The organism is Cutibacterium avidum ATCC 25577, assembly GCF_000227295.1.
Lineage (GTDB): Bacteria > Actinomycetota > Actinomycetes > Propionibacteriales > Propionibacteriaceae > Cutibacterium > Cutibacterium avidum.
On sequence record NZ_JH165054.1, the window covers coordinates 620,693 to 638,701 of the forward strand.

The 18,009-nt window shown below is 63.3% G+C and carries 12 protein-coding genes, 3 tRNA genes and 2 pseudogenes; 5 read left to right on the plus strand and 12 right to left on the minus strand.

Annotated features, from left to right (window positions below; genetic code table 11):
* The 4 genes from HMPREF9153_RS02820 to HMPREF9153_RS02835 all read left to right on the plus strand — a co-directional run.
* Positions 1-386, plus strand: a 386-nt coding sequence (locus HMPREF9153_RS02820) for a C40 family peptidase (RefSeq protein WP_004809156.1), incomplete at its 5' end; no start/stop codon positions are given.
* A gap of 164 nt (positions 387-550) precedes the next feature.
* Positions 551-623, plus strand: a tRNA-Glu gene (locus tag HMPREF9153_RS02825).
* A gap of 362 nt (positions 624-985) precedes the next feature.
* Positions 986-1,059: transfer RNA gene (locus HMPREF9153_RS02830), tRNA-Asp, on the plus strand.
* Positions 1,060-1,120: 61 nt separating this feature from the next.
* Positions 1,121-1,194, plus strand: a tRNA-Phe gene (locus HMPREF9153_RS02835).
* Positions 1,195-1,657: 463 nt separating this feature from the next.
* Here HMPREF9153_RS02835 and HMPREF9153_RS02840 read toward each other — a convergent pair.
* The 11 genes and pseudogenes from HMPREF9153_RS02840 to HMPREF9153_RS02890 form a co-directional block, all read right to left on the minus strand.
* Entirely contained in the window at positions 1,658-2,590 is a 933-nt protein-coding gene (locus HMPREF9153_RS02840; RefSeq protein ID WP_004809158.1) for a carbohydrate ABC transporter permease, read from the minus strand.
* Positions 2,590-3,486 carry a carbohydrate ABC transporter permease gene (locus tag HMPREF9153_RS02845; RefSeq protein WP_004809160.1) on the minus strand — a complete coding sequence of 299 codons (897 nt, stop codon included), beginning with the start codon at positions 3,484-3,486 and terminating at the stop codon, positions 2,590-2,592. Before HMPREF9153_RS02845 ends, HMPREF9153_RS02840 begins: the two co-directional genes overlap by 1 nt.
* Positions 3,487-3,660: 174 nt before the next feature.
* A complete protein-coding gene (locus HMPREF9153_RS02850; RefSeq protein ID WP_004809162.1) occupies positions 3,661-4,971 on the minus strand; it encodes an ABC transporter substrate-binding protein in 1,311 nt (436 codons plus the stop codon).
* 147 nt (positions 4,972-5,118) lie between these two features.
* Positions 5,119-6,075 (minus strand): alpha/beta hydrolase, encoded by a 957-nt coding sequence (locus HMPREF9153_RS02855; protein ID WP_004809165.1) that lies wholly within the window; start codon positions 6,073-6,075, stop codon positions 5,119-5,121.
* 15 nt (positions 6,076-6,090) lie between these two features.
* Positions 6,091-6,294, minus strand: a complete 204-nt coding sequence (locus HMPREF9153_RS02860; protein ID WP_023033181.1) for a DUF3073 domain-containing protein — start codon at positions 6,292-6,294, stop codon at positions 6,091-6,093.
* 135 nt (positions 6,295-6,429) lie between these two features.
* Positions 6,430-7,497, minus strand: a complete 1,068-nt coding sequence (purM, locus tag HMPREF9153_RS02865) for a phosphoribosylformylglycinamidine cyclo-ligase (RefSeq protein WP_004809168.1) — start codon at positions 7,495-7,497, stop codon at positions 6,430-6,432.
* A complete protein-coding gene (gene purF, locus HMPREF9153_RS02870; RefSeq protein ID WP_004809169.1) occupies positions 7,494-8,981 on the minus strand; it encodes an amidophosphoribosyltransferase in 1,488 nt (495 codons plus the stop codon). Before purF ends, purM begins: the two co-directional genes overlap by 4 nt.
* An 81-nt stretch (positions 8,982-9,062) precedes the next feature.
* On the minus strand, positions 9,063-10,310 hold the full coding sequence (locus HMPREF9153_RS02875; RefSeq protein ID WP_004809172.1) for an MFS transporter: 1,248 nt from the start codon (positions 10,308-10,310) through the stop codon (positions 9,063-9,065).
* A 185-nt stretch (positions 10,311-10,495) separates the two neighbouring features.
* The gene (locus HMPREF9153_RS02880) at positions 10,496-11,839 is read right to left on the minus strand and encodes a dipeptidase (RefSeq protein WP_023031930.1); all 1,344 of its coding nucleotides are present in this window, start codon (positions 11,837-11,839) and stop codon (positions 10,496-10,498) included.
* A gap of 142 nt (positions 11,840-11,981) precedes the next feature.
* Positions 11,982-12,546 (minus strand): annotated as a pseudogene (locus tag HMPREF9153_RS12395) (SPFH domain-containing protein); the annotation flags it as partial.
* 251 nt (positions 12,547-12,797) lie between these two features.
* Positions 12,798-13,299 (minus strand): annotated as a pseudogene (locus HMPREF9153_RS02890) (hypothetical protein); the annotation flags it as partial.
* A 201-nt stretch (positions 13,300-13,500) separates the two neighbouring features.
* Between HMPREF9153_RS02890 and pabB the strand changes: the two are divergent.
* On the plus strand, positions 13,501-15,579 hold the full coding sequence (pabB, locus tag HMPREF9153_RS02895; protein WP_004809183.1) for an aminodeoxychorismate synthase component I: 2,079 nt from the start codon (positions 13,501-13,503) through the stop codon (positions 15,577-15,579).
* Between the two features lie 106 nt (positions 15,580-15,685).
* Here the strand turns inward: pabB and purL are convergent, their stop codons facing one another.
* A complete protein-coding gene (gene purL / locus HMPREF9153_RS02900) occupies positions 15,686-17,944 on the minus strand; it encodes a phosphoribosylformylglycinamidine synthase subunit PurL (protein ID WP_004809185.1) in 2,259 nt (752 codons plus the stop codon).
* Positions 17,945-18,009 lie beyond the last annotated feature (65 nt).

Consider the following 18,009-nt stretch of genomic DNA (forward strand, 5'->3'; position numbering starts at 1 on the left):
CACCCACACCCAGCCCTTCAGTTTCACCCAGTAGCGCCCGGGCCGCCATTGTCAACTACGCCAAGGCACAGGTGGGTAAGGCCTACATCTGGGGAGGCGAGGGTCCAATCGGCTTCGATTGTTCCGGCCTGGTGTTGAAGGCGTACCAGCAGGCTGGAATCTATCTGCCTCACTACTCAGGGTCGCAGATCGCGCGTGGCCATCGCATTTCCTTGGACGAGATCCAGCCAGGAGACCTCTTTGCCAAGCCAGGCGGCGGTCACGTCGCCATCTACGTCGGTAACGGGCAGATAGTGGAAGCAGCGAACCCACGTGCTGGAGTACGCCTCACCTCCATCTACTCCTCGTTGTACCCACTTCGCATTAATTCGAACATCCTCGACTGAACCACCGCAACGCCGGCAACCCTCAAAGGAGTTGCCGGCGTGTGTAATTTCTGGCTTGCCGGAGACCCCGGCGGTCAGAATTTCGAACCGCCGATTTCTCGCCTGTGATGTGACCTAGATATGATGGTCTAGTTCGGCGGTCGCCATTGGTCCGCATCCGCTGAGTCCCGGTCGTCCAGAGGCCTAGGACACCGCCCTTTCAAGGCGGCAACGCGGGTTCGAATCCCGTCCGGGATACGTCCAGAGCCCTGTACCGAATTCGGTACAGGGCCTTTTCATGCTCTACGGACGCCTTCTCACGTGACCACACTCCCCATCGCACCCCATCCCCCTCGTCTCCTAGAGTGTCGAAGTCCTCGACACCGTCTGGACACTCACTGTTCGAAGTCCATTCCGCACCATCTCCACCCCGAAAGCATCTCGTTATGTTCACTCAGAGTGAACAAGACAGCATTGCGGACAGCGTCGCAGAGAGAAAGTAACACCCCTAGTCACAGCGTCTTTGAGCCTCAATTCCAGACTCGATTTCCCTTCCACCCCAAAACCTTGCTATATTTTTCGAGCTGCCTGAGGCAGCGGTCAGGACTCGAAAGAGCCAAGGCCCCGTAGCGCAGTTGGTTAGCGCGCCGCCCTGTCACGGCGGAGGTCGTGGGTTCAAGTCCCATCGGGGTCGCTGAAGCGGTGATGAGTTCATCACCGCTTTCGTGTTCATGAGACCTTTGCATGGACGCGATGGCCGGGTAGCTCAGTTGGTAGCAGCGTTCGCCTGAAAAGTGAAAGGTCACCGGTTCGACCCCGGTCCCGGCCACCCCAAAGAACGTTCTGTAATGCTGCAGACCGCTCAGCTTCCGCCTGGTCTTTCATACAAGTCATATCTTGACTGACTCTGTGGCCTCACGGCTTCCCTGCCAGGATCCTCGGCGCCAATCCCGTCGCGCATTGCGCCCAGCGGGTTCAATATCGTCCACGAAAGCGGCTCAGGAACCTCGACGACGGTGAATCTCATCGGTTCTGTGTAACTACTACGTCGCTCTTCCCCCAGCGTCGTCTCTGACCTCCAGCATTCGAAGTCCTCGGCAGGGTCCGATCCCGAACTCGTGGCCAAGAGCGTCTACCGCTACCGCTTCAGAACCAGCGCTGATGGCCCCATTCAAGGTTCGACAGCCCGGAGAGACCGCGAGTCATGGAACGTGCACGTTCAACAACTCGAAAGGGGCAGGCGACAATCTCGCCTGCCCTTCGTCACATCCCCAGGAGGATGCGTCAGCGAATCACTTCACCGATCCACTCATGAGACCGGACACGAAGTACTTGCCCAGAGCGATGTACACCAGCAGGGTCGGCAGGCAGGCGACGAGCACGCCAGCCATGATCTGCGGGTAGTTCGGGTTCTGCCCGGACGCCAGGGCGTTCAGACCGAAGGTGACCGGACCATTGTTCTGGTTCGTCAGGAACAGCGCGAAGAGGAAGTCATTCCATGCGCTGGTGAACTGCCAGATGAGGGTCACGACGAAGCCGGGAATCGACACCGGAAGGACGATCTTGGCGTAGGTCGAGATCGTGGCGGCACCGTCCACACGAGCCGCCTCAATGATCTCCGAGGGCACTGCGGTGGCGTAGTAGTTGCGGAAGATCAGCGTGCAGATCGGGATGCCGTAGACAATGTGACACAAGATCAGGGTGGGAATACCGGCGAACCACGGAGCTCCCTGCTGAATGTCCAGCATCATGCCCGACAACGGGATCATGATGGCCTGGTAGGGAATGAACATTCCGAACAGGAAGAGCACGAAGATGACGTGGGATCCAGGGAACTTCCACTTCGCGAAGACGTAACCATTCAGGGATCCCAGAATGGCCGAGAGGATGGCTGCCAGCACAGCCATGACGAGGGACCGTCCCATGGCAGGAGCCAGGGCGTCCCAAGCGGCCTGCCAGCCGCCCACGGACCACACTCGAGGCAACTTCCACGCCGTTGACTGATCGTAGCCAGATGGCGTCTTGAAGCTCGTCACGAGCAGGGCGTAGGCGGGAGTGAGAACAAGTACTGCGAAGAACACCAGAAGGACGTAGCGGACCGCACCCATGGTCTTCTGGGCAGGGGTGCGACGGCGACGACGCTTCGGCATGTCGGTCAGGGCGTCACCGGGCAAGGTGGCATTGGGAGGCACGCTGGCCTCGCCCGGAAGCACTGTGGTGGTCATCAGCGTCCTCCCCTCTCAGTGCGGTTGGTGTAGATCAGGTAAGGCACGACGACCACAGCCACGATGACCAACAGGATCGTCGCGTTGGCGGCGGCTGCCGTCGGGTTGTTGAGCTGGAACATCTGGGTCCACATCAAGGTGGCAGGCACCTCAGCCGTGTAGGAGCTCTGGCCGGCAATGGCGTAGATGAGGTCGAACATCTTCATCGACATGTGCCCAACGATGATGAGGGCGCTCAGGGCGATCGGCGAGAGCTGCGGGAACAGCACATTCCAGTAGAGCTTGAACTCGGAGGCTCCGTCGACCCGTGCCGCCTCACGCTGGTCCTCGGAGATACCACGGAACCCAGCCAGGAAGAGAGCCATGATGTAGCCCGATAGCTGCCAGATCGCTGGGACGGCCATGGCAGCCATGTTGAACTTCCCGGATGAGTACCACGACGACTGCAAGCCGGGCATCCCCAGATGGACGAAGAGCTGGTTGAGACCGGTGGCTTGACCATCTTTGGCCGGGGAGAGCAACCACCGCCAGATGACGCCGGCAGCCACGAATGAGACGGCCATCGGGAACAGGAACACCGACCGGAAGAAGCCCTCACCGGTGACGCCCTTTTCCAACAGGAGAGCCCACAAGAGGCCGAAGACCATGGTTCCGGCAACGAAGACCACCGTCAGGACCAAGAGGTTCCACATGGCGTGCTGGTAGCGACCGTCGGCCAACAACTGGGAGTAGTTCTCCCAGCCACCGGGCGCCTTGATGCGTCCCGACTTGGTCTTGACCCGAACCAGCGAAGTGAAGACGGTCTTTCCGATGAAGCCGTAGACGAAGATACCGACGAGGATGATTGACGGCAGTACGAGGAGAAAGCTCGGAAGCCAGCGTCTCACTCTTTTCATGATGAAATCTCCCGGATTCTGGGGGTGACAACTACGACAGAGTGCCCTGAAGGCGTGCACGAACTCCTGACGCCGTCTCACCACCAGCACGACGAGATGTCAGGAGCAGCGCCTCCGGCGTGGTGTGGGGCCGGCCAGCACGAGCCCCACACCAGTCGCGCCGGAATCAGACGGTCACTTGCCGTACTTGTTGTGTGCGGCCGCCAGCGAGGAGGCCAGGTTGTCGGTGTTCTTGTCCTGGTAGAACTTGCTCATCGCGGTGTTGATCTCGGAGCTCCAGGCCAACGAGACAGCAGCACCGTGGGCGATCGAGGAGACGATCGGCAGGTCCTTGAAGTCCTTCATGGCGTCCTGCTGGTACTTGCTGAATCCGTCCGGCTTGACGTCGGTACGGGCCGGGATGGATCCCTTGATCTTGTTGAAGGACTCCTGGGCCTCGGCGGAACCGACGAAGCGCAACCAGTCCTTGGTGGCCTCGGAGTTCTTGGTGCCGGTCGGCAGGGTGAAGGAGTCGGCCAGGAAGTCGTAGACGATCTCCTTGCCAGGCACCGCGAAGGCGGTGTAGTCGGTGCCGTACTTCTTGCCCTTCATGTCGAACTCGGCGACGGCCCAGTCACCCATGACGTTGTAGGCCGCCTTCCCAGAAGCAACCATGTCGGTCGCGGCCGGCCAGTCGTCACCGTCGGAGGCGGTGTTGGTGAAGGTGAGGACCTTCTTGTAATCCTCGATGGCGGTCTTGACCTCGGGGCTGTCCCACTTGCCGTCCGGGGTGAACAGCTTGTTGTAGCCGTCGGCACCCAGATCGGCAGCCAGGATGGATTCGAAGAGCTCGGTCTGGGTCCAGGTGCCACCAACGGACAGCGGGGTGGCGACGCCGGAGGCCTTGACCTTCTCCATGTCGGCAATCCAGCCCTTGACGTCCGTCGGGGTCTTGGTGATGCCAGCCTTCTTGAGCAGAACTGAGTTGGCCCACACGACATTGGCGCGATGGATGTCGACCGGCACCGAATAGATGTGGCCGTCAACGGTCAGACGATCGGTGAGGGTCTTCGGAAAGACCGACTCCCCACCGAGCTCCTTGATAATGCCGTCAACAGGCTCGATCTGCTCGTTGTCGATGTAGTCGGTCAGCTCAGCACCGGCGTGGCCCTGGAAGGAGCCCGGAGGGTTGCCGTTCTTGAGGTCGGAAGCCAGCTTGGCCTTGGCGTTCGAGCCAGATCCGCCCGCGACGGCCAGATTCTTGAACTTGTCGTTCGGATACTTCTCGGCGAACATCTTCTCGAGGGCGTCGAGACCCTTCGCCTCGGAGCCGTCGGCCCACCAGGTGAACACGCCGACCTCGCCGCCGGCTCCGCCTGCCTTCGGGGTTGACGAGGACGTCGTCGTCGACTCCTTGCTCCCGCTCTCGTCAGTCGTGGTCGAGCTGCAGCCGGCCAGGACGAGCATCGATGCCGTCGCAAGGGCTGCGATCTTCTTCGCGTACATTCCAAACCTCCGTGTGGTTCGGTCAGACCCCATCCCCCGGCCTCAGTGCCGCGGAGTTGATCTGCACCTGCTGGACGACGGTGCCCAGCAAGGGAAGTTTGACACAAAAATGTTAACGACGCTCAAGAAACTGGTGGATGTGAGATTTCACGCTAAATATGCGCCCACCCACCGCTCCATCTCCGCAAAAACGTTGGCCCGCACTGACGGCGCGGAAAGCACCACGTCGTGCAGCCCACCCCGGACACGGACCAAGGTGAGATGGCGTCCCAGATTGACCGAGGCACGGGCCAACCTCTCGACGTCGAGAACGGTGTCGGCTGACCTCATGGACGGCTTCCAGGTCGCGGACAGGTCGCTGCGATCCGAGATCAGCACCAACATCGGGACGTCTATGTGAAGCCCTTGGGCCACCGCCTGATGGCCGTCAAGAATGGCAGCCAACCAGCCGGCACGAATGACGAATGGCGCCCAGGACGGGTCCTTCACCTCGGGAACATCCCATTCACCGCCAAATTCACGACGGATGGTGCGGCCGAAGTTGTCTCGTGATGGAATGGGCAGCACAGTGGTGGGCTCCGCGATGCGCACTGACCGGGCCAGCGGTCCAGCCAGAGCCCTGGCGAGGAATGACCCCTGCAGATCGATCCACGGGGAGTTGAGGATGACCCCGTCGACACGTCCCGGGTGGCGTGAGACCCACAAAGGTACGGTGAGCCCTCCGGTGGAGTGGCCCATCATCGTCACCGAGTCGTGGTCAGCGCGCAGCAATGACACCGCTGCGTTGATTTCCTCGTCGTACTCGGCGAGATCACGCACCCAACCAGCCATCTGGCCAGGGACAAGATTCCGTCCATACCGACGCAAGTCGAGACCGAGGAAGTCATATCCCCAGCCCTCCACCGTCTTGGCAAGGTGGGCTTGGTAGAAGCAGTCTGACCAGCCGTGGACGTACAGCATTGCGCGGCCATGACGTGGCTCACGACGACGCACCACACAGGCAGTCAGGAGTCCGTCGGGGTCTCCGACGGACTTGGCTGCGTGTGGGAGCCCGATCCGGGCATATTCAAACCCGTCGATCAGGGGGTCGTTGAGCCACCTCATGGCCGCGTTACCGGCTCAGTCGTCCTCGCCGTAGTGGGCGTACTTCTCGGCAAGATCGGCATACTCGTCAGACAGGCCGTCCTCGTCATGAGGATCTTCCTGCTGACGATTGTCGCCTCTTAGCTCTCGCTCCAGTGACTCGAGATCCATGTTCACCGAGCGATACTTCAGATCGCGGGCAACCTTGGTCTGTTTCGCCTTTGCACGGCCGCGCCCCATGTGGGTCGACCCCCTCGCTTCATCAATAGCGGCTTTGCCGCCCAAAATCATCAACTGTCGTGGGGCACAGGCTACCCGAGCGATGACCCCGGTACCAAAGTGGGCCACCACAAGATTCATTTCCGGGCGAACGGCCTAACTGCGAGAATGGCTCGAAACCAGCACCGCCCCCGGTTCGTCGGGTCCGCCACGACGGGAAACATGACCGCATTGCCATGCGGAAAGACCGCGACCGGCAAGCACCTCGATCGCTTCGGAGATGTTCGCCTCTGGCATGACGACGACCATTCCGACGCCCATGTTGAGAGTTGCCTCGATATCAGGTTGCGAGACGTCGCCCACCTGCTGGACGAGGGTGAAGATCGGAGCAGGAGTCCATGTCGACCGGTCAACAGTCGCGACGAGGTCGTCGGGAAGGACGCGGGCGAGGTTGTTGGCCAGTCCCCCACCTGTGACGTGGCTCATCGCGTGCACCTCGACCTGACGGACGAGGGCCAGCAGGTCGGATGCATAGACGGTGGTGGGCTCCAGCAATTCCTCGCCGAGGGTGCGTCCCAGTTCGTCGACGTGACGATCAAGGGTCCAACCGGCGTCAGCCAGCAACACCTTGCGGACCAGCGAGTAGCCGTTGGAGTGCAGCCCCGAGGAGGCCACCGCCAGCAGGGCGTCACCCTCCTGGACCCGCTGCGGGCCGAGGATCTCGTCGTACTCGACGGCCCCGGTGGTGGCACCTGCGACGTCGTACTCCTCGGGGGCCAGCAGGCCGGGATGCTCGGCCGTCTCGCCGCCGAGCAGTGAGCAGCCCGCCTTGGCGCAAGCAGCAGCGATGCCCTTGACGACATTCGCGATCCGGTTCGGATCGACGCGACCACAGGCGATGTAGTCGGTGACGAACCACGGCTCCGCGCCCACCACGACGAGATCGTCGACGAGCATGCCGACCAGGTCGAAGCCGATGGTGTCGTGGACGTCCATGGCCTGGGCGATGGCGACCTTGGTACCGACACCGTCGGTGGAGGTGGCCAGCACCGGATGACGGTACTTCCCCAGCGCGGAGGCGTCGAAGAAACCAGCGAAGCCGCCCAGGCCGCCGAGAACCTCCGGACGACGAGTGGCGGCCACGTGGGCCTTCATGAGGTCGACGGCACGCTCACCGGCCTCGATGTCGACGCCGGCACGGGCGTAGGCGGACTCGTTGCTCACTGCTTCTCCTCATCGGGATCGGTATGGGTGGCATCGGCGACGACGTCTCGTGCGGATGCAGGCACCTGCACGGGGTAGACACCGTCGAAACAGGCCCGGCAAAGGTTGTCGGCATCGACGTGGGTGGCTCGGACGAGACCCTCCAGGCTGACATAGCCCAGCGAATCAGCGCCGATGGATCGGCAGATGTCCTCGACTTCCAGACCAGGGGCGATGAGCTGGGCACGAGTGGCGAAGTCGATGCCGTAGAAGCAGGGCCATTCCACCGGTGGGGAGGAGATGCGCACGTGCACCTCGGCAGCTCCCGCCTCGCGCAACATCCGGACGAGCTGTCGCTGGGTGTTACCGCGCACGATGGAGTCGTCGACGACGACGATGCGGCGTCCCTCGATGACGTCACGCAGCGGGTTGAGCTTGAGACGGATGCCAAGGTTGCGCAGGGTCTGGGAGGGCTGGATGAAGGTTCTGCCGACATAGGAGTTCTTGACCAGACCCATGCCGTAGGGGATGCCGGACTCGTCGGCATAGCCGATGGCAGCCGGAGTGCCGGACTCGGGTACCGGGATGACGAGGTCGGCGTCGACGGGGTGTTCCTGGGCCAGGATCTTGCCGATCTTGACGCGGACGTTGTGAATGCGTCGCCCGGCAATGACGGTGTCAGGACGGGCCAGGTAGACGTACTCGAAAATGCAGCCCTTGGGACGGGCCTCGGCGAAGTGACTGGTGCGAAGACCGGCGGCATCGATGGCGATCATCTCGCCGGGCTCGATCTCGCGGACGAAGGTGCCGCCGACGATGTCAATGGCAGCAGTTTCGGAGGCGACCACCCATCCGCTGGAGAGGCGGCCCAGCACGAGCGGCCTGATTCCCTGCGGGTCGCGGGCGGCACACAGGGTGTGGTCATCCATGAAGACGAGGCTGAAGGCACCCTTGAGGTGAGGCAGCACCTGGGCGGCGACCTCTTCGAGGGTGCCGTCGTAGGTCGTCATGAGAGCGGTGACCAGCGAGGTGTCGTTGCTGGAGTCCATCCGGTCCTTGTGAGGAACATCGGTGTTCGGCGCGCGCTCGACGATGAGGGCCTCGAGGGCGTCGGTGTTGGTGAGGTTACCGTTGTGGGCCAGGGCGAGACCGCCACCACCCTGACGAGAGCGGAAGGTCGGCTGGGCGTTGTCCCAGACGCTCGCACCTGTCGTCGAGTATCGGGTGTGCCCGACGGCCATGTGGCCCCGGAGGGAGTTGAGGGTGGCCTCGTCAAAGACCTGGGAGACCAGTCCCATGTCCTTGAAGACCATCATTCGGCGACCGTCCGACACCGCCATGCCAGCGGATTCCTGGCCTCGGTGTTGCAGGGCGTACATGCCGAAATAGGTGAGTTTGGACACCTCCTCACCAGGGGCATAGATCCCGATGACGCCACAGGCGTCCTGGGGTCCATGGTCGTGGGGATCGAGGTCTGCGGTAAGCCTTCCGTCTGCGCGCGGCACGAGGCCACGGTATCGCACACTGGCCGATGGTGACTGTGGAACAGGTTTCAGGAGCGTCGGGGCAACCCGTCAGAGCAGGACTCAGCCCCTGACCGGGGTCACCCTCCTGGCCACCAGGACGGCCAGCAGGGTCGCCGCGACACCGACACCGAAGGTCACCGCGTAAGCCTGGGTGCCACCTCCCCAGTCGGCGAGGCGTCCGGCCATCGTTGTCCCGAAGGCATAACCGAGGCTGTTCACGGCCGCCATGAGGGTCATGACGGTACCGATCCGTCCGGCGGACGCCGATCGCTCCGCGACGCTGTAGAGGGTGATCATGTACGGTGCCGCAGCCATGCCGAGGACGATCAGGGCCGGGACCAGCGGGCCGAGGTGATGGACGACGAGCAGCGGGGCTGCGAACACCGCCAGCCCCAGGGCGAAGAGCTTCCACCTTGCGACGAGGTCGAGGCGTCTGGCCAACCTCGGCAGGGCCAGACCGGCAGCCGCACTGCCGACCGACAACAGGGCGTGCAGCAGGCCCGCCAGACCAGGCCGCCCCGCCTCCGTGGCAAGACTGGTGGTTCCGGTCTGGACGGACCCGAAGACCATGCCCATGAAGATCATGCCGACGCAGGTGGCCAACACACCAGCAGTGAACAACGGGCCGGGAGCACGACGCTCCGACGGGGTCGAGACCCCCGAACGGTCGGTCCCGCCACGGTGCACCTCGACGAGCTTTGACGTCGGGTCCAGGGCGAACCAACTGCCCAGCACCAACAACATGGAACCGGCGACGAGGAGGCCAGGGACGGGGCCCGCAAGCACCGCGAGGATTCCGACCAAGGCCGGTCCGAGGGCGAAGGCGGCCTCGTCAACGGATCCCTCCCACGCGAAGGAGGTCTCCAGCACCCCCGCCTCGATGTTGGGATTCGCCGCTCCCATGGCCCGCCAGCGAACTCTCGCCATGGTGCCGATCTGAGGCATGAAGAATCCCGCGACGCCTCCGATGGTGGCCACGATCGGCCAGGTGGCTCCCATCTCGGCAGCCATTCCTTCGGCGATCAGAGCGAATCCACCGACCACGGACTGCACCAGCAGCACTGTGCGCTGACCGTGACGGTCGGTCAGGGCGCCGAAGATGGGAGAGCCGACGGCGATGGCCAGGGCCACGATGCCCGCGGCCAGACCACCAGGGCCCAGTCGTCCCGCCACCTGCGGGCTGGAGACGAGCAACAGGGTGCCCAACTGGCTCATGGCCAGGGGCAGACGAGCCAGGGCGGAGACGGTGACGAAGGTGCCGCCTGGCAGGGAGAACAGAGTTCGGTAGCTCACGGAGCCGGACGACATGGGCAGGCCTCTCTGTGACGGGAACAACTGGCTGTCCGCGTCTGCCCACCCTTCTGACGCGAGCCCCGGTGACCGTCACTCGGACAAGAGATGGTTCCGTCGGACGCCCCAGGCCCTGCTGACCGGCACAGCCGACAGCAGGGCCATTCTACGCGGGAACGCCTTTCGGTGGAACTCGCGCCAGCTCACTCCGCCAGGCCGGCGAGCATGAGTGCCTCGGTGAGGATGGCCTTGCGGAAGTCACCCAGGTGCAGGGACTCGTCGATGCCATGCATGCGCGACTCCGGATCGGTGACGGCCGTCACGAGGACGGTCGCCTGCGGGAACGCATTCTGCAGATCGGTCACAAGGGGAATGGCGCCGCCGGTACCCATCTCGACGGGTTCCTGACCCCAGGCCAGCTTGAATGCCTCGTTGGCGATCTCGGCCCGCTTCCCGGTGAAAGGAACGATGCCCGGCTGACCGAGCTGACCACGGGTCACCTTGACGTGGGCGCCGAACTCGACGTGGGTCTCCAGATGCTTGACGAGAGCCTCCATGGCCTCGCCGGCGTCCTGGCCAGGGGCGACGCGCAGGCTGATCTTGGCGCGAGCGGTTGCCGGCAGGATATTGATGGCGTCCTTGACCGGGGTGGCGTCGATGGCGACGACGGTGACCGACGGCTTGGTCCACATCTTCTCTACGGCGCGTCCCCGACCGACCCACTGGACTCCGTCCAGCACACCGGTCTCCTCGCGCAGACGATCCTCCGGGTAGTCCAGCTCCGGCCCGGCGAATCCCTTGAGACCGTCGACGGTAACCTCACCAGTCTCGTCATGCATGGTCGCGATGAGACGGCACAGGGTCGTCAGGGCGTCGGGGACGATGCCACCGAACTGGCCGGAGTGCAGCGCGTGGTCGAGGGTGGAGACCTCCACGACGCAGTCGACGACGCCACGCAGGGTGGTCGTCAGGGAGGGCACGCCCTGAGTCCAGTTGACCGAGTCGGCGATGACGATGACGTCGGCGGCCAGCTCCTCCTTGTGGCCGGCGATGATCGCCTCCATGGAGGGGGAGCCGATCTCCTCCTCACCCTCGACGAAGAGGATGACGCCGACCGGCGGCTTGCCGTCGAAGGCACGGATGGCAGCCAGGTGGGCAGCGACGCCACCCTTGTCGTCAGCGGTGCCACGCCCGAAGAGACGCTCTCCCCTGGTGGTGGCGACGAAGGGGTCGGTGTGCCACTCGTCGAGGTTGCCGGTTGGCTGGACGTCACCGTGGGAGTACAGCAGAACGGTGGGCTTGCCCTCGGGGGCAGGCCAGTGAGCGATGACAGCCGGCAGCCCGTCATTCTCGGTGATGACGTTGACGTCGGCGGCACCAGCCTCCCTGGCGGCAGCTGCGACGAATTCGGCTCCGGACCTCACATCGTCGGGTTTCTGTGAACTGATCGACTGCACCGCGACGTGACGGGTGAGTTGCGCAACAGCATCGTCGAAACCGGAATCAACCTTGGCAGACAGGTTCTTGAGAGCATGAGAAAGATCCATGATCAAAGTGTAGGGTCGCCTCCGTGCCTCACCGTCGGATTATGAGGCGGTTACATACCCGGCTGCTCCATACCTCGGGCAGTCAGGACCCCCATGGAGGCAGGTGGGACCCGACCGCCCCGAAGGCCGGAGCCCCCATCGGTCAGTTCCCGTGACCCTTGCGAAGGAGGGGGCGAGGATATCCATGGGCAATGGGAACACGACCGTCGAATTCTGATTGGCTCCCAGCTCAAGAGGCATCTGCAGATACCGCAACTGCAGTGAGGTCGGGCTCTTCGAGAGTTCGTCGGCTGCCTGCGGCACCTCGCCGGACGCCTGCATCTCGCCGCGTGCGTTGATGACTTTCGCCCGCCACTCCCTCTCTGCCTCCGCCTTACGGGCCATGGCCCGCTGCATCGCCTCCGGGATCTCCACGTCCTTGATCTCCACAATGGATACATCGACACCCCCACGAGTGCGTCTGCACCTCGATGATCTCACGGAGGTCCGTGTTGAGTTCCTCCCGATGGGCGAGGAAGGTGTCGAGATCCGCCCGGCCTAGGACGCTTCACAACGTCGTCTGAGCAATCTGGCTCCTCGCTATCGCGTAATTCTCCACATTCATGACAGCATCCATGAGGTCCCGTCACGTTGAACGGGACGACGGGGTTGACACAAGCCGGGACATTGTCGCGGGTGATGATCTCCTGAGGCGGGATCGTCAAGGAACATCACCGTCCAGCGAGGCAGGAACGGCGTCGACGACCGCGACTCACGCCGGGCTCCAAGCTGCATGAATCCCCACGCCTCGACCGTGAGGAACGTCAGTGGGATGGCCTTCGCGGCCGAGAAGAAGGTGCCGATGGCCATGTGCGCGCTCGGGGGCACGAGAAGTACAGGTGGTGCATGGTACCGAGCACCCCACCGGCTGAGTAGAGGATGAGGTCCATGTAAGTGACACCCAACGCCACCTCCTCGCGGACGACACCGACCAGACGACCATGTCGGCCGTTGGACGGTTCACCACGATCGGGTCTGCCGGCCAGTTGTTTGTGTACGAATAGCTGTAGCCAGGTCGATCCACGGCCGTCCCAGGCGGTCCACGCGAAAAAGTCGGTCAAGTGCCTAGCTTGTGCCGGGTCCTTGATATTGGCCTGGTGCGGTTGATTCTCTCTAGCTTTGATTCGAGCGTCCAGGGCCAACGTCGCGGAACGACGCAGATAGTCAGCGGTGAGGTCGGGGTCAAGGTACCCACCGTGGCGGATGATGGACCCGTACTCCATGAGGCCTCGGTTATTGAAGGCTTCCTGCCCGGCAACGATGTCGTCATGGGTAAACAGCACCTCTCCGGTGGTGGAGACAACCTTGTTGGGTATGGGTATGGAGTCGTTATAGGTGTGACAGGCGAGGATGCCCATCACCGTGAATCCCAGGATCATCACGAGGGCGATCCCTTGCACCCACCCTTCACTGACGACCATCCGTCGGCGACGAGGCTCTTCTGGTTGCTTGCCTTTATCGCCCGGGGCGTAAGCCGATCGTATATTGACGATACAGTCATCATAAATTATGAGCGTGTCCTCCTCCCCCACCACGCCACGATGCCAAGCACGTCTCGGGAAGCGGCCCCTATCCTTGTGCTATTGCTCTTGCACTGCAGCGGATGTCACCGAGGAGGGCCCGTGATCCTGCTGGTCGACAACCACGATTCCTTCACCTTCAACCTGGCACACCTGTTGGCCGAAGTCAGCGGGATCGAGCCAGTGGTGGTCCGCACTGAGGAGGTCGAGCGTGAAGGGATCCTCCGCCGACTGGCTGACGGCGAATTCGACCACGTGGTCATCGGGCCAGGACCTGGCACCCCGCACAACGACAAGGATTTCAAGATCGCCGGCCAGGTGATCGACGCCTCCAACAAACTCCCCCTGCTCGGAGTGTGCCTGGGCCACCAAGGCCTCGGGTTACGTCACGGTGCCCAGTTGCAGACCATTCGGCCCCATCACGGCATCGTCAGCCGAATTCATCACTCCAGGCGCGGAATCTTCGCCGGGTTACCGCAAGATTTCGAGGCGACTCGGTACCACTCACTGTGCTTGACCACGTTGGGTGACCAGATCGTCGAACATGCTCGCGCCGAGGATGGCGCCATCATGGCGTTCAAGGTTGCCGACCGGCCACATTGGGGCGTGCAATTCCACCCAGAGTCAGTCATGACGCAGGTCGGATGTCAGTTAATGACGAACTTCCTGGCGATCGGCAGCCAGCCACGACACAGCGAAGTACGCGACAAACGCGAACCGCGCAACATCCAGTCACGAAAGTGTCCCCGGACTACGGCACGGTGGACAATCCACCACCAAGCGGTGGACATCGATCTCGACGAAGAAGCCACCTTCAGCCGCCTCGCTGCCGACGGTGACGCCTTTTGGTTGGACTCGGCCACCACGCGTGGCGACACCGGCCGTTGGAGTGTCATGGGCACGGTGTCGGGGGCGGCGTCCGAACTGGTCAGTTACGACGTCGCCACGAACACGTTAACGGTCAACGGGCGAACCCAGTCTGGTAATGTACTGGACTTCTTGGAACGCCGTCTTGCAGATGGAGTACCACGGAGGGACCCGGAACTGGATAACATCCCGTTCGCAGGTGGTTATGTCGGTTTCCTGGGCTATGAGTGCAAAGCGCTGACCTTGGGCCCGAATGCGCACTGCAGCGAACTGCCCGATGCCATGTGGATGCGTCCGGCCAGCTGGATTGCGTATGACCACTACCGACATCACGCTCACCTCCTAGCCTTGGACGACCGTAACACGCCCGGCTGCAATGAGGCCGCTGATCTGTTGGACGCACTGGCTGCGACGCTGGTGGAGCGACCAGGTAGCAGCGAAGGGCCCGCACCGCTAACCGTGCCTGTGGAAGGGTCGTGGCGGCTCAGCCGAGGGGGCTACCAGGACCGTGTTGCCGCAATCCAGCAGGCGCTAACACGCGGTGACTCGTACGAGGCCTGTCTCACCGACACGTGGACCTCCCAGTGCGACGTGGACGGCTGGCAGTTGTACCGCGCACTACGGCGTCGAAACCCAGCCCCCTATGGGGCGTATCTTCGGTTTACCGACCCGCATGTAGAGGTGTGCTCTTCATCCCCGGAACGGTTCCTGCGAGTACGCGACGGCATCGCTGAATCCAAGCCGATCAAGGGGACGATGGCCCGCTGTGATGATCCGGTGGAGGATGCCCGGGGAATTGTCGATTTACACACTGACGCGAAAAACCGCGCCGAGAATCTCATGATCGCTGATCTGGTGCGCAACGACCTGTCGCGCGTGTGCCAACCAGGCACGGTGGAGGTACCACGTCTGATGGCGATCGAGTCATATGCGACGGTGCACCAGATGGTGACCACGGTGCGCGGACGATTGCGTGAGGACGTCGGATTGGTCGACGTACTGCGAGCGACCTTCCCTGGTGGATCGATGACCGGGGCACCGAAGGAACGGTCCGTGGAGATCTTAGACGGTCTAGAGGTCGGCGCCCGGGGAATCTACTCGGGAATCCTGGGATATCTCGGCTTCGATCGCACCGCCGACCTCAGCATCGTGATACGGACGGTGGTCCGAACGGGGTCGCGAGTAACGGTCGGTGCCGGCGGCGCAATCGTCGCAGCTTCCCAGCCCGACGAGGAGTGGCGCGAGAAGAACCTCAAAGCGGCTGCACCGTTGGCTGCGCTGATGGAGGCAGTGCACAACGTTCCACGAGTCTGAAGGCGATCCAGCAAGGCGCGCTTTTTCGCACGGGAAGTGCGCCATGACAACGAGGGAACCGTCAAACCTGCTCAATCACAGAGTCAGCCGGGCCAGGAAACTCCTGTCACTCCCCCATGGCAGTCGGAATCGGCTTGCGCCAGGCTCGTTCGATCTCGCCAAGGAGGAGGCTGAACAGACCGTTAACCTCGATCTCACCGTGATCAATGACCTCGCCAATACGGGCAGTCGGCACACCGTGCTCCTGGCACAGCTCCTTGAACTCACGGTAGTCGGCACCGGACAACGAGACGACGGCGCGAGCTGGGGACTCCGAGAAGAGCAGCACCGAGGGCTCCCCCTCGGGCAGGGTGACCGAGGCACCGAGGCCGCTGAGCAGACAGCTCTCCACGAGAGCCTGGGCCAGGCCGCCGTCGGACAGGTCGTGAGCGCTGGAGAGCAGACCGCGCCTGGCAGCCTCCACCATGACCGCGGCCAGGGCCTTCTCGGCGTTCAGATCGGGCATCGGGGGCATGCCGCCGAGGTGACCGGCGTGAATGACGTCGTCGTAGACCGATCCACCGAACTCGCACTTCGTGGTGCCGAGCAGCAGGACAGCGTCACCGTCATGGGCGAAGGCGGAGGGGATGCGGGTGCGAACGTCGTCAATGACACCGAGGACACCGACGAGCGGGGTGGGCCGGATGGACTCGTCACCGGTACGGTTGTGCAAGGAGACGTTGCCACCGGTGACCGGCACACCGAGCTCGCGGCAGCCGTCGACCAGACCGAGGATGGTCTCGTCGAACTGCCACATGATGTCGGGATCGTACGGGGATCCGTAGTTGAGGCAGTCGGTGACGGCCACCGGGGTCGCGCCGCTGACGGCGACGTTGCGGTAGGCCTCGCACAGAGCCAGCTGGGCACCCAGGTATGGGTTGAGGGTGGTCTGACGACCATTGGCGTCCAAGGACAGCGCGATGCCGAGGTTGGTCTCCTCGTCGACGCGGATCATGCCGGCGTCGTTGGGCTGGGCCAACACCGTGTTGCCACGCACGAAGCGGTCGTACTGGTCGGTGATCCAGGAGCGGTCACACAGGTGAGGAGAACCAACCAGAGCCAGCAGAGCACCTGCCAGGCCCTCTCCAGAGTTGTCGCGCGGAAGGTTGTTGGCGTCATTCCCGTTGAGCTCGTCGATCCACCACGGACGAGCTGCGGGCATGTCGAGGACCGGACCGTCGTGAGCGACGGTGCGCGGATCGACGTCGACGATCCGCTCGCCGTGCCAGTCGATGTGAAGACGGCCGGTGTCAGTGACCTCGCCAATGACGGTGGCGGCCACTCCCCAGTGCTCGCAGATCTCCATGAACTCGTCGAGCTGGTCCGGACGCACGACGGCGGCCATCCGCTCCTGGGACTCGCTCATGAGGATCTCCTCGGGGGCGAGGCTGGGGTCGCGCAACGGGACGCGGTCGAGCTCGACGTGCATGCCACCATCGCCGGCACTGGCCAGCTCCGAGGTGGCGCACGAGATACCGGCCGCACCGAAGTCCTGCAGGGCCTCGACGACGCCGGCATTGAACAGGTCGAGGGTGCACTCGATGAGCAACTTCTCCATGAAGGGGTCGCCCACCTGGACGCTGGGCCGCTTGGACTCCCCCTCGGCGGCGAAGGACTCGGAGGCCAGGATCGACGCACCACCGATGCCGTCACCACCCGTCGCAGCACCGAAGAGGATGACGAGGTTTCCCACACCGGAGGCCTTGGCGAACTGTAGGTCCTCGTGACGCAGCACTCCGACGCACAGCGCGTTGACCAGCGGGTTGCCGTAGTAGGTGGGGTCGAAGAGGGTCTGGCCGCCGATCGTCGGCAGACCGAGGCAGTTTCCGTAGTCGGCGATGCCGGAGACGACGCCGGGCAGTACTCGGGCGGTGTCGGGACGGTCGAGGGGCCCGAAGGCCAGGGCATTCATGACGCCGACCGGGCGAGCGCCCATGGCCATGATGTCGCGAACGATGCCGCCGACTCCGGTGGCTGCTCCCTGATGGGGCTCGACATAGGACGGATGGTTGTGGGACTCCGCCTTGAACGTGACGGCCAGCCCATTGCCGATGTCGACGACGCCGGCGTTGTCACCGATGCCTGCCAGCAGCGGGCCGAGCGGCGTGCGCTGGGGCAGGTTGCCGAAGCGTCGTAGGTACTTCTTGGACGACTTGTACGAGCAGTGCTCCGACCACATCACCGAGTACATGGCGAGCTCGCCGCCGGTCGGGCGGCGTCCCAGGATCTCCCGGATGCGCTGGTACTCGTCGGCGGACAACCCCAACTCGGCCCAGGGCTGTTCGACGTCGGGGGTGCTGACGGCGTTCTCAACTGTGTCTGCCACAGGACAAATCTAGCCGTTGGATGGCGTCATTGCCGCCCCGACCACGTATTGCCGGCTCACTCAGC

What these genes read in the sequence shown, in the direction of transcription:
- HMPREF9153_RS02840 (WP_004809158.1), bottom strand. Translation starts at nt 2,590, where the DNA reads ATGACCACCACAGTGCTTCCGGGCGAGGCCAGCGTGCCTCCCAATGCC.
- HMPREF9153_RS02845 (WP_004809160.1), bottom strand. Translation starts at nt 3,486, where the DNA reads ATGAAAAGAGTGAGACGCTGGCTTCCGAGCTTTCTCCTCGTACTGCCG.
- HMPREF9153_RS02850 (WP_004809162.1), bottom strand. Translation starts at nt 4,971, where the DNA reads ATGTACGCGAAGAAGATCGCAGCCCTTGCGACGGCATCGATGCTCGTC.
- HMPREF9153_RS02855 (WP_004809165.1), bottom strand. Translation starts at nt 6,075, where the DNA reads ATGAGGTGGCTCAACGACCCCCTGATCGACGGGTTTGAATATGCCCGG.
- HMPREF9153_RS02860 (WP_023033181.1), bottom strand. Translation starts at nt 6,294, where the DNA reads ATGGGGCGCGGCCGTGCAAAGGCGAAACAGACCAAGGTTGCCCGCGAT.
- HMPREF9153_RS02875 (WP_004809172.1), bottom strand. Translation starts at nt 10,310, where the DNA reads ATGTCGTCCGGCTCCGTGAGCTACCGAACTCTGTTCTCCCTGCCAGGC.
- HMPREF9153_RS02880 (WP_023031930.1), bottom strand. Translation starts at nt 11,839, where the DNA reads ATGGATCTTTCTCATGCTCTCAAGAACCTGTCTGCCAAGGTTGATTCC.